General features: G+C 68.4%; 20 protein-coding genes and 6 tRNA genes. 16 read left to right on the top strand and 10 right to left on the bottom strand.

Going from position 1 to position 24148, the window contains the following annotated elements:
- Position 1: 1 nt before the first annotated feature.
- Genes BLU62_RS08400 through BLU62_RS08385 form a run of 4 tightly spaced genes read left to right on the top strand, consistent with a single transcriptional unit; the run spans position 2 to position 4941 of the window.
- On the top strand, positions 2-1609 hold the full coding sequence (locus tag BLU62_RS08400; protein WP_425284597.1) for a class I adenylate-forming enzyme family protein: 1608 nt from the start codon (positions 2-4) through the stop codon (positions 1607-1609).
- Positions 1590-2231, top strand: coding sequence for a TetR/AcrR family transcriptional regulator (locus tag BLU62_RS08395; protein WP_074849095.1), 642 nt, complete (start codon positions 1590-1592; stop codon positions 2229-2231). Before BLU62_RS08400 ends, BLU62_RS08395 begins: the two co-directional genes overlap by 20 nt.
- Positions 2228-3337 carry a CaiB/BaiF CoA transferase family protein gene (locus tag BLU62_RS08390; RefSeq protein WP_074849094.1) on the top strand — a complete coding sequence of 370 codons (1110 nt, stop codon included), beginning with the start codon at positions 2228-2230 and terminating at the stop codon, positions 3335-3337. The genes BLU62_RS08395 and BLU62_RS08390 overlap by 4 nt, the downstream gene beginning before the upstream one ends.
- The gene (locus BLU62_RS08385; RefSeq protein ID WP_074849093.1) at positions 3334-4941 is read left to right on the top strand and encodes an AMP-binding protein; all 1608 of its coding nucleotides are present in this window, start codon (positions 3334-3336) and stop codon (positions 4939-4941) included. Before BLU62_RS08390 ends, BLU62_RS08385 begins: the two co-directional genes overlap by 4 nt.
- 16 nt (positions 4942-4957) lie before the next feature.
- On the opposite strand, the gene BLU62_RS08380 is transcribed toward BLU62_RS08385, so the two are convergent.
- The 7 genes from BLU62_RS08380 to BLU62_RS08350 all read right to left on the bottom strand — a co-directional run bounded on the left by BLU62_RS08380 (position 4958) and on the right by BLU62_RS08350 (position 8260).
- Positions 4958-6601 (bottom strand): ABC transporter permease, encoded by a 1644-nt coding sequence (locus tag BLU62_RS08380; RefSeq protein ID WP_074849092.1) that lies wholly within the window; start codon positions 6599-6601, stop codon positions 4958-4960.
- An 18-nt stretch (positions 6602-6619) separates the two neighbouring features.
- Positions 6620-7498 carry an ABC transporter ATP-binding protein gene (locus BLU62_RS08375; RefSeq protein ID WP_074849091.1) on the bottom strand — a complete coding sequence of 293 codons (879 nt, stop codon included), beginning with the start codon at positions 7496-7498 and terminating at the stop codon, positions 6620-6622.
- A 135-nt stretch (positions 7499-7633) separates the two neighbouring features.
- Positions 7634-7708, bottom strand: a tRNA-Val gene (locus BLU62_RS08370).
- Between the two features lie 40 nt (positions 7709-7748).
- A tRNA-Gly gene (locus tag BLU62_RS08365) sits at positions 7749-7821 on the bottom strand.
- 173 nt (positions 7822-7994) lie between these two features.
- Positions 7995-8069 (bottom strand) — tRNA-Val (locus BLU62_RS08360).
- Between the two features lie 22 nt (positions 8070-8091).
- Positions 8092-8165 (bottom strand) — tRNA-Cys (locus BLU62_RS08355).
- Between the two features lie 22 nt (positions 8166-8187).
- A tRNA-Gly gene (locus BLU62_RS08350) sits at positions 8188-8260 on the bottom strand.
- A gap of 252 nt (positions 8261-8512) precedes the next feature.
- Between BLU62_RS08350 and BLU62_RS08345 the strand changes: the two genes are divergently transcribed.
- Both BLU62_RS08345 and BLU62_RS08340 read left to right on the top strand, forming a co-directional pair.
- Positions 8513-8584, top strand: a tRNA-Val gene (locus BLU62_RS08345).
- A gap of 155 nt (positions 8585-8739) precedes the next feature.
- The gene (locus tag BLU62_RS08340; protein WP_074849090.1) at positions 8740-10101 is read left to right on the top strand and encodes a glycosyltransferase 87 family protein; all 1362 of its coding nucleotides are present in this window, start codon (positions 8740-8742) and stop codon (positions 10099-10101) included.
- Between the two features lie 5 nt (positions 10102-10106).
- Here the strand turns inward: BLU62_RS08340 and BLU62_RS08335 are convergent, their stop codons facing one another.
- Genes BLU62_RS08335 through otsB form a run of 3 tightly spaced genes read right to left on the bottom strand, consistent with a single transcriptional unit; the run spans position 10107 to position 14727 of the window.
- Positions 10107-10850 carry an alpha/beta fold hydrolase gene (locus BLU62_RS08335; protein WP_244278095.1) on the bottom strand — a complete coding sequence of 248 codons (744 nt, stop codon included), beginning with the start codon at positions 10848-10850 and terminating at the stop codon, positions 10107-10109.
- A gap of 59 nt (positions 10851-10909) precedes the next feature.
- The gene (locus tag BLU62_RS34365) at positions 10910-11032 is read right to left on the bottom strand and encodes a hypothetical protein (protein WP_280141522.1); all 123 of its coding nucleotides are present in this window, start codon (positions 11030-11032) and stop codon (positions 10910-10912) included.
- A gap of 44 nt (positions 11033-11076) precedes the next feature.
- Positions 11077-14727 carry a trehalose-phosphatase gene (otsB, locus tag BLU62_RS08330; protein WP_074849088.1) on the bottom strand — a complete coding sequence of 1217 codons (3651 nt, stop codon included), beginning with the start codon at positions 14725-14727 and terminating at the stop codon, positions 11077-11079.
- A gap of 92 nt (positions 14728-14819) precedes the next feature.
- On the opposite strand from otsB, the gene BLU62_RS08325 reads away from it, so the two are divergent.
- The 10 genes from BLU62_RS08325 (at position 14820) to BLU62_RS08280 (ending at position 24057) form a co-directional block, all read left to right on the top strand.
- On the top strand, positions 14820-15242 hold the full coding sequence (locus BLU62_RS08325) for a TIGR02611 family protein (RefSeq protein WP_074849087.1): 423 nt from the start codon (positions 14820-14822) through the stop codon (positions 15240-15242).
- 142 nt (positions 15243-15384) lie between these two features.
- A complete protein-coding gene (thrS, locus tag BLU62_RS08320; protein WP_074849086.1) occupies positions 15385-17460 on the top strand; it encodes a threonine--tRNA ligase in 2076 nt (691 codons plus the stop codon).
- On the top strand, positions 17453-18001 hold the full coding sequence (locus BLU62_RS08315; RefSeq protein ID WP_074849085.1) for an ATP adenylyltransferase: 549 nt from the start codon (positions 17453-17455) through the stop codon (positions 17999-18001). The genes thrS and BLU62_RS08315 overlap by 8 nt, the downstream gene beginning before the upstream one ends.
- Before the next feature lie 18 nt (positions 18002-18019).
- The gene (pgsA, locus tag BLU62_RS08310) at positions 18020-18718 is read left to right on the top strand and encodes a phosphatidylinositol phosphate synthase (protein ID WP_074849084.1); all 699 of its coding nucleotides are present in this window, start codon (positions 18020-18022) and stop codon (positions 18716-18718) included.
- Positions 18715-19638, top strand: coding sequence for a phosphatidylinositol mannoside acyltransferase (locus BLU62_RS08305; RefSeq protein ID WP_074849083.1), 924 nt, complete (start codon positions 18715-18717; stop codon positions 19636-19638). Before pgsA ends, BLU62_RS08305 begins: the two co-directional genes overlap by 4 nt.
- Positions 19635-20759: a glycosyltransferase family 4 protein gene (locus BLU62_RS08300; protein ID WP_074849082.1), complete on the top strand. Its 1125-nt coding sequence runs from the start codon at positions 19635-19637 to the stop codon at positions 20757-20759. The genes BLU62_RS08305 and BLU62_RS08300 overlap by 4 nt, the downstream gene beginning before the upstream one ends.
- Positions 20759-21265: a LemA family protein gene (locus BLU62_RS08295; protein WP_074849081.1), complete on the top strand. Its 507-nt coding sequence runs from the start codon at positions 20759-20761 to the stop codon at positions 21263-21265. Before BLU62_RS08300 ends, BLU62_RS08295 begins: the two co-directional genes overlap by 1 nt.
- Positions 21266-21376: 111 nt before the next feature.
- Positions 21377-22288: a pyridoxal 5'-phosphate synthase lyase subunit PdxS gene (gene pdxS, locus BLU62_RS08290; protein ID WP_074849080.1), complete on the top strand. Its 912-nt coding sequence runs from the start codon at positions 21377-21379 to the stop codon at positions 22286-22288.
- 97 nt (positions 22289-22385) lie between these two features.
- Positions 22386-23252 (top strand): PP2C family protein-serine/threonine phosphatase, encoded by an 867-nt coding sequence (locus BLU62_RS08285; RefSeq protein WP_074849079.1) that lies wholly within the window; start codon positions 22386-22388, stop codon positions 23250-23252.
- A 13-nt stretch (positions 23253-23265) separates the two neighbouring features.
- Entirely contained in the window at positions 23266-24057 is a 792-nt protein-coding gene (locus BLU62_RS08280) for a hypothetical protein (RefSeq protein ID WP_074849078.1), read from the top strand.
- Positions 24058-24148: the final 91 nt, after the last annotated feature.

The raw sequence follows: 24148 nt of genomic DNA, 5'->3' as shown, positions 1-24148 counted from the left end.
CATGGCCGCAGACCGAGCACGCACAGACCGGGCACTCACGGAGAACCAGACATCGCTGCTGGGCCGCGCGACCATCGGTGACCAGCTGCGCAGGCTGTCGCGCTCGCAGGGCAGCAAGCCCGCGATCATCGCCTACGCCGCCGACGGCGGCCGCACGTCGACCAGTTACGCCGAGCTCAACCGCATGGCCAACCGGGTCGCGCACGTCCTCGCCGACCTCGGCGTTCGACGCGGCGACCGCGTCGCGGTGATGAGCCGCAACCGCGTCGAGACCGTCGCCACCTACTACGGCGCGCTGAAGGTCGGGGCCGCGTACTCCGGCGTCAGCCCGATGTTCCGCGAGAAGGAGATCGCCCAGCAGCTCGGCCATCTCGAACCCGCGGTCCTCGTCGTCGAACGTGACCTGGCGCAGCTCGCCGGTCCGATCGCCGACAGTCTCGGGATCTCGGTCCTCGTCGTCGGGGAGGCCGCGTCGAACGAGTGGAACTCCTTCGACGACCTCGTCGGACAGGCCGACGACGCCGAACCCGACTGCGACGTCGACGAACACGATCTGGCCATGATCGTCTACACCAGCGGCACCGAGTCGACCCCCAAGGGCGTCGAGATCGCGCACCGCAACTACCTGATCTCCACCGCGCCCGCTTATACGTGGGGACTGCGATGCCAGAACGACGACGTCTGGCTGTACGTCATGCCGTTCCACACGATCGCCGGCATCGGATCGCTGACATCCCTGACACTGCTCGGGGCGACGCTCGTGCTGCCGGCGGCGGTCGACCCGGCGACGTCGTTGCGGATGATCCGCGACGAGAAGATCTCGGTGCTCGCCCAGACGCCGACCTTCTTCATCGCGCTGGCCAACCACCCCGAGTTCGGACCCGACACCGTCGGAACCGTCCGGCGCTGCCTCACCTACGGCGGCCAGGTGTCGCCGCACGCGGTCGACGCATGGGCCACTGCCACACCGGAATCGGTGTGGGGCACCTATTGGGGTCAGTCGGAACTCACCCAGCTGGGCTCGGTCGGGTGGTTCAAGCGGCTCGAGGACGTGCCCGGCCAGGACCCGACGTGGATCGGCAAGCCGGTGGGCCATCTCGAGGTGCGCGTCGTCGACGCCGACGGCAACGATGCCGAGGAGGGCGAACTGCTCTGCCGCACACCGTCGGTCATGTTGGGGTACTTCAAGGATCCGGAGAAGACCGCGCAGGTCCTCGAAGGTGGTTGGGTCCACACCGGCGACATCGTGCGCATCGACGACGACGGCAACATGTTCTTCCGCGACCGGCGCAAGGACATGATCAAGACCGGCGGTTACAACGTCGCCTCCCAGGAGGTCGAGCGTGTGCTGCAGGCGCACCCCGACGTCGAGCGCGGCGCGGTCGTGGGCCTGCCCGATCCGTACTGGTCCGAGGCCGTCACCGGTTTCGTCGTGCTGCGTGCGGGTAGTTCGGTGTCCGCGGAGGACATTCGCGAGCACTGCCGCACCGAGCTGGCGTCGTACAAGGTGCCCAAGGGGGTCCACCTCGTCGACGAGTTGCCGACCGACGCCCAGGGCAAGTTGCTGAAGCGTGAGTTGAGGAGAGCCTATGGAACCCCTCAGGGCTGAGGACGACGCCGCCGAGGCCGTCTCGACAGCGGCGGTGGCGGCGGAGCGTCCGCGGACCCGCCGCGACGAGATAGTGGAGGCCGCCGCACGGTATTTCGCCGAGCACGGTTATGCCAACGCGGGGATGCGCGACATCGCCGAGGCCGTCGGCATGCGAGGTGCGAGTCTCTACAACCACTTCCACTCCAAAGAGGAGATCCTCTTCGCCATCGCGTTGCGGATGACCGAGGACCCGCAGCAGGATCTGCTGGTGCTCGACGGCGAGGGCGGGCCGGTCCAGCGACTCACCGCCCTGGTCGAGGCGCATGTCCGCAGGCTCGCGCGGTACCGGGTGGAACACCTGGTGGCGCTGCGGGAACTGTCGGCGCTGACACCGGATCATCGCCGGGTGGTCACCGACTACCGCAAGTACTACCAGCGGCGCATCCGCGATGTGATCGAGGCGGGTGCCCGGATGGGCGTATTCGAGGTGCGCGACGCGCATCAGTCCGCGATCGCGGTGCTCGACCTGATGAACGGCATCAGCTGGTGGCTGCGTGACGAGCACGATGTGGACCAGTTGGTCGGCGACTACGTCGATTTCACGATCCGCGGGATACTCCACCATCAGGCGGATTCGTGAGCGGTCCGCTCGCCGGTGTGCGGGTCGTCGAGATGCCGGGACTGGGTCCGACGCCGCACGCGGCGATGATGCTCGCCGACCTCGGTGCCGACGTCATCCGGGTTCGACGCCCCGGCCCCGAGGCGCCGGGCCCGGACGGCCTCGTCGGGGCAGACGCCGGTCTGTACCGATCACGCCGCAGCGTCGAGGCCGACCTCAAGGACCCCGCCGACCTGGCTCGCATCCGCGAGATGATCGTGCGCGCGGACATCCTCGTCGAGGGTTTCCGGCCGGGCGTCATGGAACGTCTCGGACTCGGACCCGAGATCTGCGACGACGCATCGCAACTCGTCTATGCCCGGATGACCGGGTGGGGACAGGACGGCGACCGCGCGATGCTCGCCGGCCACGACATCAACTACCTCGCGGTGACCGGTGTGCTGGAGGCGATGGGCCCCGCCGGCGCGCCTCCGGTACCGCCGTTGTCGCTGGTCGGCGACTTCGGCGGGGGATCGATGCTGCTCGTGGTCGGCGTGCTGGCTGCGCTGCACGACCGGTCGCGGACCGGGCGCGGGCAGGTTGTCGACGCGGCGATGGTCGACGGCGCCGGTCTGCTCGCGCAACTGCAGTGGTCGTGGAAGGCGGCCGGCCGCTGGGTGTCCCGGTCGGAGGGAAATCTCCTCGACGGTTCGGCACCCTTCTACGCGACGTACGAGTGCGCGGACGGCAGGTTCGTCGCCGTCGGAGCACTCGAGGAGAAGTTCTGGCGCAACCTCATCGGCACCCTCGGCCTCGGTGATCTGCCCGACCGCTGGGACCGCGCGCACTGGCCGGTCATCTCCGCCGCGCTCGCCGCACGGTTCGCGACGCGCAGCCGGGACGAGTGGACCGACGAGTTCGCCGGCGTCGACGCGTGTCTGACCCCGGTTCTCGATTTCGACGAGGCGGCCGCCGATCCTGTTGCGCGGCAACGGGTTGCCTACATGTCGGTCGACGACGCCGTGCAGCCCGCGCCCGCGCCTCGGTTCTCCCGCACCGTCCTGCCCACGCCGTCAGGTTCCTCGACCGTCGACCTGACGCAGATTCTCGATCAATGGTCGACCTATTCACCCGTGGAGGTGTCGTGAGTTTCACCAGTCCGTTCCCCGATGTCGAGATCCCCGAGGTCAGCGTCCACGAGTTCCTGTTCGGCACGATCGCCGACGACGAGCTCGGACGGACCGCTCTGGTCGACCCGAAATCCGGTGCGGTGACGTCGTATGGGGAACTCATCGCCCAGATCGACGCGGTCGCCGGATGGCTGGCGTCGCGCGGGGTCGGGGTGGGGGACGTGGTGGGAATCCTGTCGCCGAACATCCCGGCGTTCGCGACCGTGTTCCACGGCATTCTGCGGGCCGGCGCCACGGCGACGACGATCAACGCGTTGTTCACCGCGTCCGAGATCGCCAAGCAGCTGCGGGATTCGGGTGCGAAGATGCTGGTGACGATCTCGCCGATGTTCGAGGAGGCGAAGGCGGCCGCCGACGAGGTGGGACTGCCGGCGGAGAACCTGATCGTGCTCGACGCTGCGGGGCAGGCGGATTCGGGTCATCCCAATGCGGCCGACGTGATCGGCGCGAGACTGCCCGCACCGCAGGTGTCCTTCGATCCGGCCACCCATGTGGCGGTGCTGCCCTACAGCTCCGGAACCACCGGCAATCCGAAGGGCGTCGCCCTCTCGCACCGGAACCTGGTGGCGAACGTCGCCCAGTTGAAGCCGTTGCAGGGCATGACCCCGGACGACGTGGTGATCGCGGTGCTGCCGTTCTTCCACATCTACGGAATGACCGTGCTGCTCAACGCGGCGCTGTTCAATCGCTCCTCGCTGGTGGTCATGCCGCGCTTCGACCTGGTGGAGTTCCTGGAGAACATCCAGAACCACAAGGTCACGATGGCCTACATCGCCCCGCCGGTCGCGGTGGCGCTCGCGAAGCATCCGATCGTGGACAACTACGACCTGTCCTCGCTGCACACGATGATGTCGGGAGCTGCACCGCTCGATGACGAACTCGGACAGGCAGTGGCCAAGCGTCTGGACCTGCACATGCTGCAGGGCTACGGCATGAGCGAGCTGTCCCCGGTGTCCCACATCATCCCGTTCGACACCCAGGCCACGCTGGGGCGTGAGGACCCGCCGCTGTCGTCGACCGGGTGGCCGGTGCCGAACACGGTGAACAAGGTCGTCGACCCGGCCACCGGCGAGGACATCCCGCTGCCGCAGGAAGGACTCTCCGAACCGGGTGAGCTGTGGGTGAAGGGGCCGAACGTGATGCTCGGTTACCTCAACAACGAGCAGGCCACGGCCGACACGATCGATGCCGACGGCTTCCTGCACACCGGTGATCTGGCGCAGGTCGACCCGACCGGCTGTGTGTTCATCGTCGATCGGCTCAAGGAGCTGATCAAGTACAAGGGTTATCAGGTGCCGCCGGCGGAGCTGGAGGCGTTGCTGCTGACCAATGACAAGATCGCCGACGCCGCGGTGATCGGTGTGATCGATGCCGAGTCGGGGGAGGAGATCCCCAAGGCGTTCGTGGTGCGTCAGCCGGATGCGGAGATCGGCGAGGCCGAGGTGATCGAGTTCGTGGCGTCGAAGGTGGCCCCGCACAAGAAGGTTCGTGCGGTGGAGTTCATCGAGGCGATCCCGAAGTCGGCGTCGGGCAAGATCCTGCGCAAGGACCTGCGGGCGTAGGAGCCAGGGCCCGCGGCTAACCCAGGTCGCGCCTGCCGAATCCGACGAGGCCTCCGATCGCGGCGACCGCCGCCAGTACGAGGACCCCGAGAATTCCTCCTGCGGTGACCGTGTCGAGAGGTGCCTGGGGCAGATGGCGGAACGGCGATGCGGTCCGGGTCCACTCGGGCAGGTTGAACGACTGGGCGAGGATCTCGGCGACGAGGCAGTACGCGAAGTACGTCCAGGCGATGATCGCGGCGGCCCGGGGCAGCCACCCGACGCCGGCCACGGCGACCGCAGGGATCAACCAGACCGCCGGAACGTACACCGCCGCCGCGGCGAGCAGGCGCGGGATCTGGCCGAGATCGCCGATGGTGAGGCCGTAGGCCAGCCCTTCGCCCACCGCACCGGCTGCCAGGACGGCGGCGCTGCCGACGAGCGCCATCGTGACGTGGCCGGCGAGCCAGGAGATCCGGTTGGTGGTGGCCGCGACCAGCCACTCGGCCCGCTCGGCGGTCTCCTCGCGGCGCGCCCGTAGCGCGCTGTTCACCCCGTATCCGGCCGAGAGCAGCGCGGCGATCGTGAGGGTCAGGGCGAGGTAGGCGTCCACGGCGTCCTCGGCGCCGCCGGGCAGGAACTCCGCGATCTGCGGGTTGTTCTCGATGAACTCGGTGATCGCGTCGCCGAACGATCCGTAGGCGGCCGACAACACGAACACGCCTGTCGCCCAGGCGGCGATCGATCCGCGGTGCAGACGCCACGCCAGACCCGTCGTCGTGTGCAACAACCACGACGCCTCCGCACGCCCGGCGCGGTTGCCGAAGACCCCGGCGCCGAAGTCGCGGTGTTCGGAGACGGCCACGGCCGCTCCGACGGTGAGCACCGATGCCACGAGTGGAAGCAGAAGAGGCCACCACCTGTCATCCACGTACGGCAACGTGCGCTGACCCCAGCCGATGGGGGAGAGCCACGACGCCAGCCCGTTGCCGACGTCGCCCACCGCGCGGAGGACGTACGCCAGGCCGAGCATGGCGGTGATGGATCCGTAGACGCTTCGGGGATTCTCGAAGATCTGCGCGGCCAGTGCCGTCAGTGTCGCGAAGGTGAGACCCACCCCTGCGAGTGCCGCTCCGAAGAGGACCGAGCCGCCGGCCGGGAGCCCGGTGGCGACGGCGGTGACCGCGACGGCGATGCCCGCGGCGAGGTTTGCGAGGGAGGCGAGGGCGAGGGCGGTGGCGACCGGCGCGTCGCGGCCCACACGTGTCGACCGGAGGAGTTCGGCGCGTCCGTTCTCTTCGTCGGTACGCGTGTGGCGACCGACGAGAAACATCGACATGAGTCCGAGAACGATTGCGGCATAGCCGAATATCTCGAACACGACCTCACCGCCGATACTGGCGAGAAGTGCCTCCGGGCCACTGAGTGCGACGACCGCGGGGCTCCCGCCGATGGTCTCGCGGAGGGCCGCGAGCTTCGCCGGCGTGTCGTAGAGGTTCTGACTGGCAACGGCCTGGAAGCCCACCAGGGCCGCGGTCCCGCCTATCCACGCCACGAGTGCGGCCCGTTCACGCCGGATGTAGAACCTCAGCAGTGTGCGGAGACCGGTGGCGTCTGCAGTCCGCCCGGCGCTGCGCACCGTGCTCTGCTGGGCGACCTGGGTCATCTCGATCTCCGCCATCCGGGGGCTCCCCAGACCTCAGTCGCCGTAATGCCGGAGGAAGATGTCCTCCAAGGTCGGTGGGGCGCTTGTCAGATCGCGGACGCCGAGGGTCGCGAGTTCGCGGACCACCGTGTCCAGTGCGGCGGCGTCGACGGTGCAGCGGATGCGGTGGCCGTCGCGGATGAGGTCGTGAACTCCGGGGACGTCGTCGAGTCGCGCGGGATCGTGGGTGGTTTCGGCACTGATCTCGAGGCGGCCGAGGTGCCGCAGTTCGGACAGCGAGCCGCTGTCCACCGTCCGGCCGGCCCGGATCAGGGTGACCCGATCGCAGAGGGTCTCGACCTGGGCCAGGATGTGACTCGACAGCAGGACGGTGCGCCCACGCCGCCGCTCCTCTTCGATGCATCGCTGGAACTCGGCTTCCTTGAGCGGATCCAGGCCGGCCGTCGGTTCGTCCAGCAGGAGCAGTTCGGCGTCGGAGGCCAGGGCGGCGATCAATGCGACCTTCTGCCGGTTGCCCTTCGAGTAGGTGCGGGCCTTCTTGCGCGGGTCGAGGTCGAAACGATCGATCAGCTCGTCGCGACGACGCCGGTCACGGTCACCGCGAAGGTTGCACAGCAGGTCGATGACCTCGCCGCCACTGATACCCGGCCACAGATTCACCTCGCCGGGCACATAGGCGATACGCCCGTGCAGGTTCACGTTGTCCCGCCACGGGTCCCGCTCCAGGACACGTACCACTCCCGAATCCGACCGCAGCAGCCCGAGCAGCACGCGGATCGCGGTCGTCTTTCCGGCGCCGTTCGGTCCCAGGAATCCGTGGACCTCACCGTCTTCGACGGTCAGGTCGAATCCGTCGAGCGCCCTGACATGGCCGAACGACTTGGCCAGGTCCTTGATCGCGATCGCGGCCACGATCTCAGACTAGATCGCCCCGGGCGTCCTGGTCGTTGGGCCGAAAGTCACCTGATTCCCGCTCGGTTGTGGCGGCTGATGGTCGGCCGGAAGCGAAAAGCCCCGGCCGAAGGCCGGGGCTGACTGGTCGGGCAATGGTGCGCGATACAAGGATTGAACTTGTGACCTCTTCCGTGTCAGGGAAGCGCTCTCCCACTGAGCTAATCGCGCGGGATGGGATTTTCATCCAGATGCGAGTCGACTCGCGTCGAGCGGATGACGGGATTCGAACCCGCGACCCTCACCTTGGCAAGGTGATGCGCTACCAGCTGCGCTACATCCGCATTCCCGCGAGCGATCTTGTGGATCGTGCTGCTCGCGGTGCGAAGAGAAACATACGCCATGAATTCGAAACTTCCGAATCGCCTGCACATCGCGGTGGAGAAACCGAGACGGCGGCCGGAACCGCAGACACAGAAAAGCCCCGGCCGAAGACCGGGGCTGACTGTTCGGGCAATGGTGCGCGATACAAGGATTGAACTTGTGACCTCTTCCGTGTCAGGGAAGCGCTCTCCCACTGAGCTAATCGCGCGGGTATGTAATTGTCACACGTGTGGAGGTGGCGACGGGAATCGAACCCGTGTACACGGCTTTGCAGGCCGTTGCCTCACCACTCGGCCACACCACCAGATGCGAGTCGACTCGCGCCGAGCGGATGACGGGATTCGAACCCGCGACCCTCACCTTGGCAAGGTGATGCGCTACCAGCTGCGCTACATCCGCATGCCCACGAGCGATCTTGTGGATCGTGCTGCTCGCGGTGCGTTGAGAAACTTACGCGATGGATTCCGAACTTTACAAATCGCCTGGTCAGAGGGCCGCCCGACGGCGAATTCCCAGCGTGTGATTCCCCAGGAGCAGCAGAATCGGCCTCTGTGACGTGGCGCACGTCGGTGATTTGGGAACTCTGGGCAACCCGTGTAATCTTCTGGCTCGTGCACAGGCGCCTCTGTCACAGACATAGGCGCCCGACACGGTCCCGTGGCTCAGTGGAAGAGCGTCCCGTTCACACCGGGAAGGTCGCTGGTTCGATCCCAGCCGGGACCACAGAACGAAAGGCCTGCCGAATAGGCGGGCCTTTTTTCGTTCCATTTCCCGCCGACTCCGGGGAGCTGCGACGCTGAGACGCGAATCGGCAACGACTCGCCAACCGTCGGCGTTTCTCGTGACCTGGATCACATTCCGAGCGTAGTCTCGCCCGAGTGCCCGCACCGACCGCTCTCACCCGTGCGATCCCGAGGTGGGCGCTGGTGGTGGCGGGGGTCGCGGCGCTCGGTGTGATCGCCTGGCACATCACCGCTTTCCCGATCACCAACCCGTTCTACGGGCTCTTCGAGAACGCGACCGATGCCCGCGTGTATCGCGCCGGTGCCGACACCGTGCTCGACTCGCGTTCGCTCTACGACGCGCCCGTGCTGTGGCGCCTGCACTTCACGTATCCGCCGTTCGCGGCGATCGCGTTCGTGCCGCTCGCGGTGATGAGCGCCGGAATGGCAAACATCGTCTGGTGGACAATCGGTTTCGCGGTACTCGTCGCGGTGGTGGCCCTGGTGACGCGCAGTCTGGGCTACCGGCCGGATGCCCGCCTCGTCGGGTTCGCCGTCCTCTTCTCGATCGCGGTGACCGCCCTCGAGCCGGTGCGGACCACCATCTGGCTCGGCCAGGTCAATCTCCTCGTCATGGCGCTGATGCTCACCGACCTGGTGTTCCTGCGCGCCGGTTCGCGGTGGCGGGGAGTGGCGCTCGGGATCGCGGCCGGAATCAAGCTGACACCGCTGTTCGCCGTGATCTACCTGCTCGTGACGCGGCAGTGGCGGGCTGCGGCCACCGCGATCGCCACCTTCGGCGCCACGGTCGCGATCGGGTTCCTCGTCGTCGGATCGGATGCCCGGGCGTACTGGACGCGCCACCTGTTCGACTCCGACCGCATCGGCCGCGCCGACTCACCCGCGAATCAGTCCGTCCGCGGCTTCGGCTCTCAGATGCTGGCGCACCTCGACGTCCGGCGCTTCACCCATCCCGGACCCGGCGGTCCGGTGTTCACCGCGCCGCCGTGGTTGTGGGTGCCCGCAGCACTGGTGGTCGCGGCGCTCGGACTGTGGGCCGCCGTCGTCGCCCACCGGATGTCCCGGGAACTTCTCGCCGCGACCATCGTGGGAATGACGATGTGCGCGGTCTCGCCGTTCGCCTGGGGACACCACTGGGTGTGGTGCGTGCCGCTGCTGCTCGTGGCCCTCGACCTCGCCCTACGGCACGGCGGGTCGCGTCGGACCTGGTGGTACTGGCTCGCCCCGGCGGGCGTCGTCGCGCTCACCTTCACCTGGTGGCGGCACTGGTGGGACAGCGGTCCCTATCTGACATCGGACCACGCGATCTCGTTGGGGTTGTTCATGATGCCGCGAAGCCCGGGTCCGGTCGGGCACGGACCGGCCGTCGTCTACGCCGGCTGCTACCCGCTGCTACTCGCCGTCACGGTGGTGGCGACCCTGGTCGCCCACACGGTCGCGCAGCGTCGTGCCGACGCCCGGGCGCCGGCACGCGACGACGTCGTCGCGGTTGCGTAGCAAGGTCACCGCGGTGGCGTGGCCAGGAAGGCCGCGATCTCGCTGCTCACCTGCCCGCTCTGGCCGAGCAGGAGGTGCCCGCCGGATTCGAGGGTGACCAGTCGAGCACCGGGAATCCTCGACGCCGCCTCGACGGCCGCGGCGTGGGACGCCAACGGATCGTCGGCAGCGTGGACGATCAGCGTGGGAGTGCTGATCTCCTCGAGCGGGTAGGTGCCGATCTCGGGGTCCCCGACGTAGGCGTCGAACACCGCGCCGCGTCTGCGCAGCGCCATCGGGAAGATGCTGTCGGCCACCTCGTCGGCGAGTCGACGTTCCTCTGCCGTACGAGGAAGACCCGCCGGGACGCCGAGCAGCCGGAAGAACATCGGCCGGGCGCACATCCGCAACGCCCACATCGCACGATCGTCGTAGAACAGCCGGGCCCACCGCGGCGGGGGCTGCGCTGTTCGGCTGCCGGGAAAGCTGCCGGAGACGATGACCAGGTGGCGAACCCGAGTCGGGTGCCGCAGTGCGAACTGGGCCGCGGCGCTCGTGCCCGCGGAGATCCCGATGACGTCCACCTCGTCGTAGCCGAGATGATCGAGTAGCTCGGCGAAGCCATCCGCCTGATGCGCCACCGACGGTTCGTCGGGCATCGCCGAACCGAGATAGCCGAAACGGGAGGGGGCGAGGACCCGCCGGTCCGTCACGAGGTCCCGTGCGGCCAGCAGCCCGCCATCGCAGCCCTGGAAGATGCCGTGGCTCAACAGAACCGGGCCTCCGGCACCGCGCCCGGCGTACTCGATCGCACCGAATCGCGATTCGATCAGGTGGCGGGGGTCGACCCGATCCGTTCGCGCGCTGCGACCAGGTCGCGAACATAGGCGACCCGGACGAACCCGGCGGCCGTCGCGACGATCGCGGCGGTGATCAGGGGGAGGGTGCGCACCCTCATCGGGCTTCGGCGACTCGGGCTTCGGCGACGCGGAGAGCTCATTCGAAGGCCACCGTCCGTCCCGGCGCGAGCTGGACCAGCAGATCGCGGCACTGGACATCGATCGGGTCGACGTCGCGTTGCTCGGAGGTCACCTCGATGCCGCTGCCGCTGACGGTCAGCTTCAGCCGGTGGCGCCGGTAGTAGATGCGAAAGGACAAGGCGCCCAATGATCGAGGCCAGCGCGGATTGAGGATCAGCCGGTCGTTGCGGAGCTCGAGGCCGCTGAAGCACCGCTGCAACAGGTCGATGCTGCCGCACATGGCCGCCAGATGGATGCCCTCCGAGGTCGTGCCGCCCTGGATGTCGGTGATGTCTGCGTCGAGCACCTGCTCGAAGAACTTGACCGCATGCTCGCGGTCGGCCCGGGCGAGGACCCACGAATGGACCACCGAACTCAGCGTCGAACCGTGCGAGGTGCGCGCCATGTAGTAGTCGATGGTGTGCGGGATCATCTCGGCCGGCAGGCCATAACCCAAGTGCTCCAAGAGTTCTCGTAGTTCCTCCGCGGACAGGAGATAGAAGAGCATGAGGACGTCGGCCTGTTTGGACACCTTGTACCGGGTCACGTCGTCGTTCTCGGCCTCGAGGATGCGGTCGAGGCGCTGGATGCTTCCGTACTTGGCGCGGTAGGCGTCCCAGTCGAGCTCCTCCAGCTCGTCGTATCCCTCGAACTGACTGATCATCCCGTCGTGGAAGGGCACGAACATGCGGCGGATGAGCGTCCGCCACACTTCGAGCTCGGGTTCCCGCAGCCCGAGGTCGACGAGCAGGTTGATGCGATCCCGCTGCGGGATCGTCGCGAGGGCGTCGAGGGCGCGACGGATCACCCATACCGCCATGACATTGGTGTAGGCGTTGTTGTCGATCCCGTCGTAGGGCGCCTCCGGATAGCCGGCATGGAATTCGTCGGGCCCGATGACCCCGCGGATCACGTAGCGACCGCGGTCGTGGTCGTAGGTCGCCAGGTCGGCCCAGAAGCGTGCGATCTCGACGAGCATCTCGGCGCCGGCCCCGATCAGGAAATCGAGATCGTGCGTGATCTGGAAGTACTGCCAGACGTTGTAGGCGACCGCCAGACCGACATGATGCTGGCGTGCACTCGGATCCGGATTCCACCGGCCCGACCGCGGGTTGAGATGCAGCTTCTGACTCTCCTCGCGACCGTCGCTGCCGGACTGCCAGGGGAACATCGCACCGCGGTGGCCGGCCTCACGGGCGGCGATGCGGGCCTCGTCGAGCCGGCGGAAGCGGTACCGCAGCAGCGCCTCGGCCAGGTGGGGGAGCCGCGGCGTGACGACGGGGAGGACATACATCTCGTCCCAGAAGATGTGCCCGCGGTAGGCCTCTCCGTGCAGTCCACGCGCCGGGATGCCGACATCGGTGTCCACGGTGTTGTGGGAGACCACCTGCAACATGTGAAGCATGTGGAACCGGATCGCCCGCTGCGCGACGGGATGGCCGTCGAGGTCGATGCGGCACAGATCCCACAGGCGCACCCAGGCACGTGCGTGGTCGGCGAGCAGGCCGTGGAACCGTCCGAGCCGCGCGAGCCCGTCGGCTGCGGCCAGGCCCGGCTCGGAGATGCTGCGATCACGGGAGGTGTAGAGCATGACGACCTTCTCGACGACGAGCTCCTCGCGGGCGGCGACGTCGACGGTGAGGAGATGTCCGATCCGGCCCTGATCGGAGACGAGGTCGCGGTGCGCCGGGACCTGTTCGTTCCCGCGCCACACCGTGGTCCGCGCCGCCAGCGCGACCTCGATTCGTGACTGGTTGGTCTGCACCCGCAGGAGCACCGAATCCGGTGCGGTGGCCGTGGTCTCGTGCGCGGTGAGATGGCGGCCGGCGAGCTCGCGGTACCGATCGACCCCGGTGTTCGCGACGTCCCCGTCGAGTACCGAGGACAGCTCGACACGGCCCGACCAGTCCTCGGCGTGGATTGTCGTCTCCAGAGCGCACACGTGCGGCATGTCCATCGACACGAAACGACGCTGCCGGAGCCTGGTCGTGCGTCCTTGGGGGTCGCGGAACCGGACGTCGCGGATCAGGACCGCCCGACGCAGGTCGAGGGTCTGACGGAACCCCAGGAGCTCGACCGCGTCGATGTCGAACCAGTCTCCGTCGTCGATCCGGAAGGTGAGCGGCAACCAGTTGGGCAGGTTGACCAGGCTCTCGTTCTCCACCACCCCGGCGGGGAGCTCGTCGCTGAGCCGGTTGTAGACGCCGGCGGCGTAGGTTCCCGGATAGTGGATCGCTCCGGCGACGGATTCCGGTGCGGCGCCGCGGGTGGCGAAGCAACCGTTCCCGACGGTGCAGAGGGCTTCGCGGAGCTTCTCCTCGGCTGGGTCGTAGTGGTCATAGGTCAGCGACCAGGCGGTCGACGGTTCGACGGTCTCGGCGATGAGGTCGGCGATCCGCCCCAGCACCGCCGGGATGGCCGCGGGCGAATCGACGGCGAACTGCGCAGCGGTGCGGCGGTTGCGGTTCTCGTCGGCCCGCACCACCACTCCCAGGCCGTCGGTCGCCACCCGGTCGAAGGCGTCCTCGTCGGGGAGGTCGTCACCGAAGTAGATCGGGATCGACTCGACGTCGGCCGCGCCGACCTGGTGGAGTATCCAGTCGACCGCGCGACCCTTGTCCCACTCGACGTCCGGACGCAGCTCGAGGACCATGCGCCCGGGGAGGGCCCGCAACCCGTGCTGCGCGCCGATACCCCGTGCGCCCGCGAGGATGTCGTCGGCCAGAGCGGGGTCCGCGTTGCGGAAATGCACGGCGACGCTGTACTGCTTGGGTTCGATCAGGACCCCGGGCAGGTCGGCGAACCGTTGCCGGAGGTCGGCGGTCGCGGCGAACACCGCGGAGGTGGATTCGCGCGCGACGTCGTTGACGCGATGCTCGCCGTTCGGGCCGACGAGCTCGAGGCCATGACACCCGGCGTACCAGAGTCCGGGCATGCCGACACGCTGCCGGATGTCGGGCAGGTCGCGGCCGCTGATGATCGCCACCGGGCACAGTTCGGAGAGTCGGGCCAGCGCCTCGCGGGCGCCCTCGACGAGGGTCGCGACCGCCGGGTCGTCGACGATCTCCGACAGCGTCCCGTCGAAATCGAGGAAGACGGCGGGCCGCCGCGCGACGGCGATGGCGTTCAGGTGTTCCAGGTAGGTGACGGCGTCCGGCATCGTCGAGATCCGGGCGCCGCCGAGGCGCGTTCTGATGTCTGCGGGGTGCTCGAGGACGGCGTCGGCACCGTGGCGCCGCAGTTCGTCGGCGGGCGCGGTGCCGTCGACGCCGATCACCAGGGCGAACCCGTCGCGACGAGCCGCGGCCACGCCGGCGGGACCGAACTCGACGGCGACACATCGTTGCGGCGACACCCCGATGGCGTCGGACACATGCAGAAGAGTCGCCTCGTCGGCGGGGCCGACCAGGGCCGGGACATCACCCATCCCGGCGGCGTCGAGCAGGGCGGGAAGGTCGCGACGGGAGGAGTGCACCCCGCAGGCGACACCGAACCCGCGCAGGCGGTGGACGAGTCCGCCGGTGGATTCGAGCAGCGTCGAGCCGGCCTCGGTGTGCATCGTGTCGAGACCGAAGACGACGCCGTCGTGCAAACGTGCGTCGATCGTGATCGGGCGAGTCGACCCCATCGCCCCAGCATGCGCTCGAGCCGGGGTAGACACGGGGGACTTCGGTAGCCTGGACCCGACTTTGCAGGTGACGGGTCCGAGGAAAGGGGAACATGGCGGAGTCGATGTGGAAGCGGCTGCGTATCCGGGCGCGTCATCGCCGGTACGTGGTGAGGTCCAATCCCCGCTGGCATCGCGCATACCGCATCGCGGTCGCCGTCGTCGGCACGATCGTGCTGCTGTGCGGCATCGTCGCCATCCCGTACCCGGGGCCCGGCTGGCTCATCGTCTTCCTCGGCCTGGGGATCCTGGCCTCGGAGTTCGACTGGGCTCACCGTCTCCTCAAGTTCGCCCGGGCGAAGTACGACGCCTGGATGGAGTGGATCGGCCGGCAACACTGGTCGGTGCAGTCGGTGTTCTGGATCGGTACCTGCATGATCGTCGTGGGCACGCTCTGGCTCCTGGGGGCCCTGTACACAGCGGCCGGATGGGTGAACCTCGACTACGCGTGGCTCGCCAGCCCCTTGTTCTCCTGATCGGGCCGCCGGCTCCGGCGGCGCAGCGCGCCGCGGAGGAGGGGTTCGGCCGGTCGGGATGACACGCGGATACCATCAGAGTCGCAAACGTCCCCCCTCGGACGCGCCCTCTGCGTGTCCGAACTATCTCGAGGAGCGTCCCGTGCCCGACGACGTCCAGGTGACCAGCCCAGCCACGATCCGTGTGCCGGCTGGAACAACCGCGGGCACCGCACTCCGTGACCACGACCTGCCCAACAAGGGCCCGGAGGCGATCGTCGTCGTCCGCGATGCCGCCGGGGACCTGCGTGACCTGTCCTGGACGCCGGCCGAGGACGCCGAGGTCGAGCCCGTCGCCGCCAACACCGAGGCCGGCCGCAGCGTCATCAGGCACTCGTGCGCGCACGTGCTGGCCCAGGCGGTCCAGGACCTGTTCCCCGACGCCAAGCTGGGCATCGGCCCGCCCATCAAGGACGGCTTCTACTACGACTTCGATGTCGCGGAACCGTTCACGCCCGAGGACCTCAAGGCCCTCGAGAAGAAGATGAAGCAGATCATCAAGTCGGGTCAGCGCTTCTCGCGCCGCGTCTACGAGTCCAAGGACGAGGCACGTGCCGAACTGGCGAACGAGCCGTTCAAGCTCGAGCTGATCGACGACAAGGGTGCTGCCGACGACGCCGAGGTCATGGAGGTCGGCGGCGGTGAGCTGACCGTCTACGACAACCTGAACCCGCGTACCGGCGAACTCATCTGGTGCGACCTCTGTCGCGGCCCGCACGTGCCGACCACCAAGTACATCGCCGCGTTCAAGCTGACCCGGAGTTCGGCCGCGTACTGGCGCGGTGATCAGGACAACGCCGACCTGCAGCGCGTGTACGGCACCGCATGGGAGTCGGCCGAGGCACTCGACGCCCACCTCGAGCTGCTCGCCGAGGCGGAGAAGCGCGACCACCGCAAGCTGGGCGCCGAACTCGACCTGTTCAGCTTCCCCGACGAGCTCGGCTCGGGCCTGCCGGTCTTCCACCCCAAGGGCGGCATCATCCGCAAGGAGATGGAGGACTACTCACGGGCTCGCCACGTGGCGGCGGGCTACGAGTTCGTCAACACCCCGCACATCACCAAGTCGCACCTCTACGAGGTCTCCGGTCACCTCGACTGGTACCGCGACGGGATGTTCCCGCCCATGCACGTCGACGCCGAGTACGACGAGAACGGCGAGGTGCGCAAGCCCGGCCAGGACTACTACCTCAAGCCGATGAACTGCCCGATGCACAACCTGATCTTCCGGGGGCGCGGCCGTTCGTATCGTGAACTGCCGCTGCGCATGTTCGAGTTCGGCTCGGTCTACCGGTACGAGAAGTCGGGCGTCATCCACGGCCTGACCCGCGTGCGCGGCATGACGCAGGACGACGCCCACATCTACTGCACGCGCGAGCAGATGCGCGACGAGCTGACGTCGATCCTCAACTTCGTCCTCGGCCTGCTCAAGGACTACGGCCTCGACGACTTCTACCTCGAGCTGTCGACGAAGGACCCGAAGAAGTTCGTCGGCTCCGACGAGGTGTGGGAAGAGGCGACCAACACCCTCGCCGAGGTCGCCGAGGCGTCGGGTCTCGACCTGGTGCCCGATCCGGGTGGCGCCGCGTTCTACGGTCCCAAGATCTCGGTCCAGGCCAAGGATGCCCTCGGCCGCACCTGGCAGATGTCGACGATCCAGCTCGACTTCAACCTGCCCGAGCGCTTCGAACTCGAGTACACCGCTCCGGACGGCACCAAGCAGCGTCCGGTGATGATCCACCGCGCCCTGTTCGGCTCGATCGAACGGTTCTTCGGCGTGCTCACCGAGCACTACGCGGGAGCCTTCCCGGCGTGGCTGTCGCCGGTCCAGGTCATGGGCATCCCGGTCGCCGACGCGTTCGCCGATCACCTGCAGGGCGTCGTCGACGCGCTGCGCGCTGCAGGCGTCCGCGCCGAGGTCGACCACTCCGACGACCGCATGCAGAAGAAGATCCGCAACCACACCACCGGCAAGGTGCCGTTCATGCTGCTCGCCGGCGAACGCGACGTCGAGGCGCATGCGGTGAGCTTCCGCTTCCGCGACGGATCGCAGATCAACGGCGTCCCCGTGGGTGCCGCGATCGCCGCGATCACCGACTGGGTGGCCAGCCGGCGCAACGAGTCGCCGACCAAGGAGTTGCTGGAGGCGAAGCTCGGCACCATGGGGGCCGTCGATGGCTGAGGCACCCGGTGAGATCCGCGACGAGGGCGTCGGAGTCGGCGATCGGCTGGAGCGGCTGTGGAGTCCGCACCGGATGACCTACATCGCCGATCCGCAGCCGGCGGCCAAGACCGGTCACCCCTTCCTCGACATCCCGACGATGTCCGACGAGGACGGCCTGATCGTCGCGCGCGGCGAGTCCGTGTACGCGGTGCTCAACCTGTACCCGTACAACCCGGGTCACACGATGGTGGTGCCGTACCGCCAGGTCGCCGACCTCGAGGACCTGACGCCGGCCGAATCGGCCGAGCTGATGGCGTTCACGCAGCGGATGATCCGCACGATCAAGGCGGTCTCGAACCCGAACGCCTTCAACGTCGGACTCAACCTGGGCTACGCCGCCGGCGGCTCGCTGTCCGAGCACCTGCATCAGCACATCGTGCCCCGATGGATGGGCGACGCGAACTTCATCACGATCGTCGGCGAGACCAAGGTGATGCCGCAGTTGCTGCGGGAAACCCGGGGGCTGCTCGCCGAGGCGTGGCAACGACTCGATGGCTGAAGGGGGAGGTGCTCGACGATGCTGAGCATTCTGGGTCGGGCGTCGGTCTCCAAGGTGACGTTGCCGATGGGGCGGGCGCTGTTGAAGACCGGCCTCACCCCGGACATCATGACCGTGATCGGGACGGTGGCGAGCGTGGCGGCCGCGCTCACGCTGTTCCCGATGGGATACCTCTTCGCGGGCACCCTGGTCATCTGGCTGTTCGTCATGTTCGACATGCTCGACGGTGCGATGGCGCGTGCCCGCGGTGGCGGGACGCGGTTCGGCGCCGTGCTCGACGCCACCTGTGACCGTATCGCCGACGGGGCGATCTTCGCTGGTCTCGTGTGGTGGTGCACCGTCACCGAGCCGCATCGTCTGCTCCTCGTCGCGACCCTGATCTGCCTGGTCACCTCGCAGGTGATCTCGTACGCGAAGGCTCGCGCCGAGGCCAGCGGACTCTATGGCGACGGCGGTCTCATCGAACGTCCCGACCGGCTCATCATCGTGCTCGTCGGCACCGGGCTCACCGGACTCGGTCTGCCGTGGGCGGTCCATGTCGCGATGTGGCTCCTCGCGGTCGGCAGTGTCATCACCGTCGGGCAGCGCATGTGGTCGATCTCGAACTCGCCGGGTGCGCGGGACCTCATCCCGCTCGAGGCCGCACCCGAATCCACCGATTCCGACCCCGCCGGCACTGACACCGACGGCACCACCCCGCCCGCGGGGTCGCGATGACCGACATCTCGGCCATCGCCGCCGACCTCGGTTACCGGGCCGGTTGGGCCGCGGTGCGGCGAGCCCCCGAAGGCGCCGCGCGGGCCGTGTTCGACCGCGTCGGCGGATTCGCCGGACGCCGCAATGGAGGCCCGGACCAGCTGCGCCGCAACCTGGCCCGGGTGATCGGGGTGCCCCCCGCAGAGGTTCCCGACGAGCTCGTCGCGGACGCGGTGCGCTCCTATGCGCGGTACTGGTGCGAGGCCTTCCGGCTGCCCGCACAGGACCGCGCCACCGCGGCGTCGACCGCGAACCTGCCCGCCGCCGACCACGCCCGGCTCGACGCCGCGGTCTCCCGCGGCAAGGGTGTGGTGCTGGCGTTGCCGCACACCGGCAACTGGGACATGGCCGGGGTGTGGCTCGTACAGCACTACGGGAAGTTCGCGACGGTGGCCGAGCGTCTGAAGCCGGAGTCGCTGTTCACCCGGTTCGTCGAATACCGCGAGTCGCTGGGCTTCGAGATCTTCCCGCTCAGCGGCGGCGAGCAACCGCCGTTGCGCGTACTCGCCGACCGGCTGCGGGCCGGCGGGATCGTCTGCCTGCTCGGGGAACGGGACCTCGCCCGCCACGGCGTCCCGGTCACCTTCTTCGGCGAACGCACCCGGATGCCGGCCGGATCGGCGCGCCTGGCGATCGAGACCGGCGCCGCCCTGTTCCCGGCTCACCACTGGTTCGAGAAGGCGCCCTACTCGTCCATGAGTGTCGGCGAGGAGATCGATGTCTCCGGCGGCGTGGAGTCGGCCACCCAGGCGCTCGCCGACGCGTTCGCGGCCAACATCGCCGCGCATCCCGCCGACTGGCACATGCTGCAACCGCTGTGGGAAGCGGACTGGACCGATCGACAGAAGGCGCGGATGAGCGAAACCGGGGGAGCGGCATGAGAATCGGCATGATCTGCCCCTACTCCTTCGATGTGCCCGGTGGTGTCCAGGCGCACGTGACCGAGCTCGCGCACGTCTTCATCGACCGCGGGCACGAGGTCAGCGTGCTGGCCCCGGCGTCGCGGCGGACCGAACTGCCCGAGTACGTGGTGCGGGCCGGCCCGGCGTTGGCCATCCCGTACAACGGGTCGGTCTCGCGGGTGAACTTCAGCCCGAAAGGCTATCTGCGGCTGCGTCGTTGGATCGCGGAGAACGGATTCGACGTCCTGCACGTCCACGAGCCCAATTCGCCGTCGATCTCCATGCTCTCGCTGATGGTGGCCTCCGGTCCGATCGTCACTACCTTCCACACCGCGACATCGAAGTCGCTGTGGCTCAGTGCTTTCCAGGGCATCCTGCGTCCGTATCACGAACGCATCGCGGGGAAGATCGCCGTCTCCGAACTCGCCCGGCGCTGGCAGATGGAGTCGCTGGGGTCCGATGCCGTGGAGATCCCCAACGGCATCAACGTCGGCGGCTTCGCCAACGCCAAGCCCCTGGACGGCTACCCGCATGCCGGACGCACCATCCTGTTCCTCGGCCGCTTCGACGAGCCGCGCAAGGGCATCGACATCCTGATGCGCGCACTGCCGTCCGTGGTCGAGGAGTTCCCGGATGTGCGCGTGCTGGTCGTCGGCGGCGGAAACCAGGCAGCGCTGCGTCGGCGCGCTGGGGGACTCGCCGATCACCTGGTGTTCCTCGGGCAGGTCGACGACGCCACCAAAGCGCGCGCCCTGGCCTCGGCCGACGTCTACTGCGCACCCAACCTCGGCGGCGAGAGCTTCGGCATCGTCCTCGTCGAGGCGATGGCCGCCGGTGCCGCGGTGATCGCGAGTTCGCTGAACGCCTTCCGGCGCGTCCTCGACGACGGCCGGGCGGGCAAGCTCGTCGACACCGGTTCGCCGGATCAGCTCGCGGCGGGCATCATCTCGCTGCTCTCCGACGACGAGGCCCGCGAGCAGCTGATCGCCCGGGGACGCGTCCGTGCGGACAAATACGACTGGTCGCGGGTCGCCGACCAGATCCTGCGTGTCTACGACACCGTGACGGTCGGTGCCGGACCGGTGGTGGTGTCGGACTGATGGCCACCTGGATCGTCCTCGGGGTCGTTGCAGTCCTGCTGGCCGCCGGCTGGGCGTATCACACCGCCAACCGGCTCGACCGCCTCAACGTGCGCGTCGATCTGGCCCGCCAGTCCCTCTATGCGAGCCTCGACCGTCGCGCCGTCGTCGTGCGCGCGATCGCCGCGGAGCAGGCTTCGTCCGATGAGAGCGCGAATCGAGAGCTGGTCGCACTCGCGGACCGAGCCGAACGATCCGGCCCGGAGGCGCGTGAGGACGCGGAGAACGCGGTGTCGGCGGCACTGGCCCGCACCAGCGCCCACGGGCGGTCTCACGCCCTGGTCATCGAGCTCGCCGACGCCGAGACTCGGGTGATGATGGCCCGCCGGTTCTACAACGACGCGGTGCGCGACACCCGGGCACTCGCCGAGCGGCGACTGGTGCGGTGGCTGCGTCTGGGCGGCCGTGCCTCGCCGCCGTCGTACTTCGAGATCATCGAGCGCGTCACGCCGGGCCGGGGCGAGTGATCCTGGTACCAGGGCGTTCAGCGCGCTGACCTAGACTGGTCCCACGCTGCCGCGGGGTCCCCGAGAGGGATCGGTCGCGGCACGCCGAGACAGCGACATGAGGAGAAATCAGTGAGTCACAACGGCGCGACCGTTCCCGAGGTCGGACAGGGCACCGCCCGGGTCAAGCGGGGAATGGCCGAGATGCTCAAGGGCGGCGTGATCATGGACGTGGTCACCCCCGAGCAGGCGAAGATCGCCGAGGACGCCGGCGCGGTGGCCGTGATGGCTCTCGAGCGGGTACCCGCCGACATCCGCGCCCAGGGCGGCGTCTCGCGGATGAGCGACCCGGACATGATCGACGGCATCATCTCCGCGGTGTCGATCCCGGTGATGGCCAAGGCCCGCATCGGCCACTTCGTCGAGGCGCAGATCCTGCAGAGCCTGGGCGTCGACTACGTCGACGAGTCCGAGGTCCTGACCCCGGCCGACTACTCCAACCACATCGACAAGTGGGCGTTCACCGTTCCCTTCGTCTGTGGCGCGACCAACCTCGGTGAGGCGCTGCGCCGCATCACCGAAGGCGCGGCGATGATCCGCTCCAAGGGTGAGGCCGGCACCGGTGACGTGTCCAACGCGACCACCCACATGCGTCAGATCCGCGACGAGATCCGTCGTCTCACCTCGCTGCCCAAGGACGAGTTGTACGTCGCGGCAAAGGAACTGCAGGCACCGTACGACCTGGTCGTCGAGGTCGCCGAGGCCGGCAAGCTGCCGGTGACGCTGTTCACCGCCGGCGGTATCGCCACCCCGGCGGATGCGGCGATGATGATGCAGCTCGGCGCCGAGGGCGTCTTCGTCGGGTCCGGGATCTTCAAGTCCGGCAACCCGGCTCAGCGTGCCGCCGCGATCGTGCAGGCCACCACCTTCCACGACGACCCGGACGTGCTGGCCAAGATCTCGCGCGGACTGGGCGAGGCGATGGTCGGCATCAACGTCGACGAGATCCCGCAGCCGCACCGTCTGGCCGAACGCGGCTGGTGATACTTTCCGCCGGGACGCCCCTGCTCAACACGCCGGAGACCGAACAGTCGACATGCGTAGCGAGCCGGGGGTGTTCCGGCGGTAGTATCTGCTGATCATGGATGCGGCGACCATCGTTCGGGACACCTCGGTCTCGGGCACACACATCGTGGGTGAATTGCGGCTCGAGTGGTCCGCGGCGTGCAACGTCGGTCGGGTCCGCGAGACCAACGAGGACGCCGCACTGGCCCTGCCGGGCATGTACCTCATCGCCGACGGCATGGGCGGCCACGACAGCGGCGAACTCGCCAGCGAGGCCGCGCTGCTCACCCTCTCCGAGGCGACGAGCGCCGGCGAACTGAACGCCACCAAACTCCAGCTCGACGACCTGCTGGTCGCGGCCCAGCGCCGCATCGGCGAGATCGACACCGAGACCGACCGCCGTGCGGGCACCACCGCCACCGGCGCCGTGCTCGTCACCTACGAACAGAGTCCGCACTGGCTGGTGCTCAACATCGGCGACTCGCGCACCTACCGCTACCAGAACGGTTCGCTGCAGCAGCTGACCACCGACCACTCGCAGGTCCAGGAGTTCATCGACGCGGGCTTCCTGACGCCGGAGCAGGCGCGGACCGACCCGCGCCGCAACGTCATCACCCGTGCGCTCGGTGCGGGGATGGTCGACCCCGTGCCCGACTTCTTCAACACCCCGGCCTTCCCGGGCGACGTCCTGCTCCTCTGTACCGACGGGCTCACCGGTGAACTGCCCGACGAGGAGATCGGCGACATCCTGGCCAACGCGTCGACCTCGCACGAGGCCGCCGAACGTCTCGTCGACGCAGCGCTGGCGCTCGGCGCCCACGACAACGTCACCGTAATCGTGGTGACCGTGCACGAGTCGGTTCCGACCCTGACGATGCCCGCTCTCGACGGTGCGGCCGAGGGTGAGACCACCGGCGAGGCGACGGTCGCCGACCCCAACTGAACGAGGTGATCTGATGACCCCAGGTCACGACCCCGCGGTGTACGACCACTCCGGGGTTCCCGATGCCACGCCGGCGGATGCAACTCCCGACCCGGATGCCGCCGCCACCTTCGTCGAATACTGCGGTGAGCGCACGGCGCTCGACGCCGATCGGCGCTTCTTCATCGGGCGCGAGGCCGACCTCTCCATCGACGACAACCCGTATCTCCACCGCCGATTCCTGGTGGTGCACAACGAAAACGGGCTGTGGTGGCTGACCAATCTGGGTACCCACCTGTCGGCGAGCGTGTCGGCGGGCGACGTCGGGTTCTCCGCAACCCTCGGACCGGGGGCACGCATGCCGCTGGTGTTCGGCGAGACGACCATCGTGTTCACCGCCGGTCCCACCACCTATGAGCTGAGTGTGTTCGCGCGTGCGCCGCAGGTGAAGTCGGTGACCCGTCCGGAGTTCAGCGGCGGCCACACCACCCAGGGCGTGCCGACCCTGACCGAGAGCCAGAAGCTGCTGATCGTCGTGCTGGCGGAGGAGATCCTGCGGCGCGAGGGGACCGGCGCCTCGTCGATCCCGTCCTCGGCACAGGCCGCCCGACGCCTCGGCTGGCCGCTGACCAAGTTCAACCGCAAGCTCGACAACGTCTGCGACAAGCTCGATCAGCTCGGCGTCAGCGGGATGCGGGGCGGCGGTGGCAAACTCGCCAGCAATCGCCGGACCAAGCTCGTCGAGTACGCGGTGTCCTCGCGCATCGTGACCCGCGAGGACCTCCCGCTCATCGACGCGGAGGCGGCGAAGAACGCCGCCGGCTGACGCGGCACCCTGACCTGCACTGATGGCATGGGTAGTTCTCCCCATGCGGTGGGGAGTTCTCCCCATCGACCGGGGCGCGAAACGCCCATAA

The organism is Gordonia westfalica, from assembly GCF_900105725.1.
In the GTDB taxonomy this organism is placed as follows: Bacteria; Actinomycetota; Actinomycetes; order Mycobacteriales; family Mycobacteriaceae; genus Gordonia; species Gordonia westfalica.
The sequence above is the reverse complement of the archived record's forward strand: the minus strand, read 5'-3'. Positions and strand labels throughout refer to the sequence as shown.

Coding starts and splice junctions, on each gene's coding strand:
- BLU62_RS08300 (WP_074849082.1), top strand. CDS start 19,635: ATGAGAATCGGCATGATCTGCCCCTACTCCTTCGATGTGCCCGGTGGT.
- BLU62_RS08400 (WP_425284597.1), top strand. CDS start 2: ATGGCCGCAGACCGAGCACGCACAGACCGGGCACTCACGGAGAACCAG.
- BLU62_RS08280 (WP_074849078.1), top strand. CDS start 23,266: ATGACCCCAGGTCACGACCCCGCGGTGTACGACCACTCCGGGGTTCCC.
- BLU62_RS08380 (WP_074849092.1), bottom strand. CDS start 6,601: ATGGCGGAGATCGAGATGACCCAGGTCGCCCAGCAGAGCACGGTGCGC.
- BLU62_RS08315 (WP_074849085.1), top strand. CDS start 17,453: ATGGCTGAGGCACCCGGTGAGATCCGCGACGAGGGCGTCGGAGTCGGC.
- BLU62_RS08305 (WP_074849083.1), top strand. CDS start 18,715: ATGACCGACATCTCGGCCATCGCCGCCGACCTCGGTTACCGGGCCGGT.
- BLU62_RS08295 (WP_074849081.1), top strand. CDS start 20,759: ATGGCCACCTGGATCGTCCTCGGGGTCGTTGCAGTCCTGCTGGCCGCC.
- BLU62_RS08285 (WP_074849079.1), top strand. CDS start 22,386: ATGGATGCGGCGACCATCGTTCGGGACACCTCGGTCTCGGGCACACAC.
- BLU62_RS08325 (WP_074849087.1), top strand. CDS start 14,820: ATGGCGGAGTCGATGTGGAAGCGGCTGCGTATCCGGGCGCGTCATCGC.
- pgsA (WP_074849084.1), top strand. CDS start 18,020: ATGCTGAGCATTCTGGGTCGGGCGTCGGTCTCCAAGGTGACGTTGCCG.
- otsB (WP_074849088.1), bottom strand. CDS start 14,727: ATGGGGTCGACTCGCCCGATCACGATCGACGCACGTTTGCACGACGGC.
- BLU62_RS08395 (WP_074849095.1), top strand. CDS start 1,590: ATGGAACCCCTCAGGGCTGAGGACGACGCCGCCGAGGCCGTCTCGACA.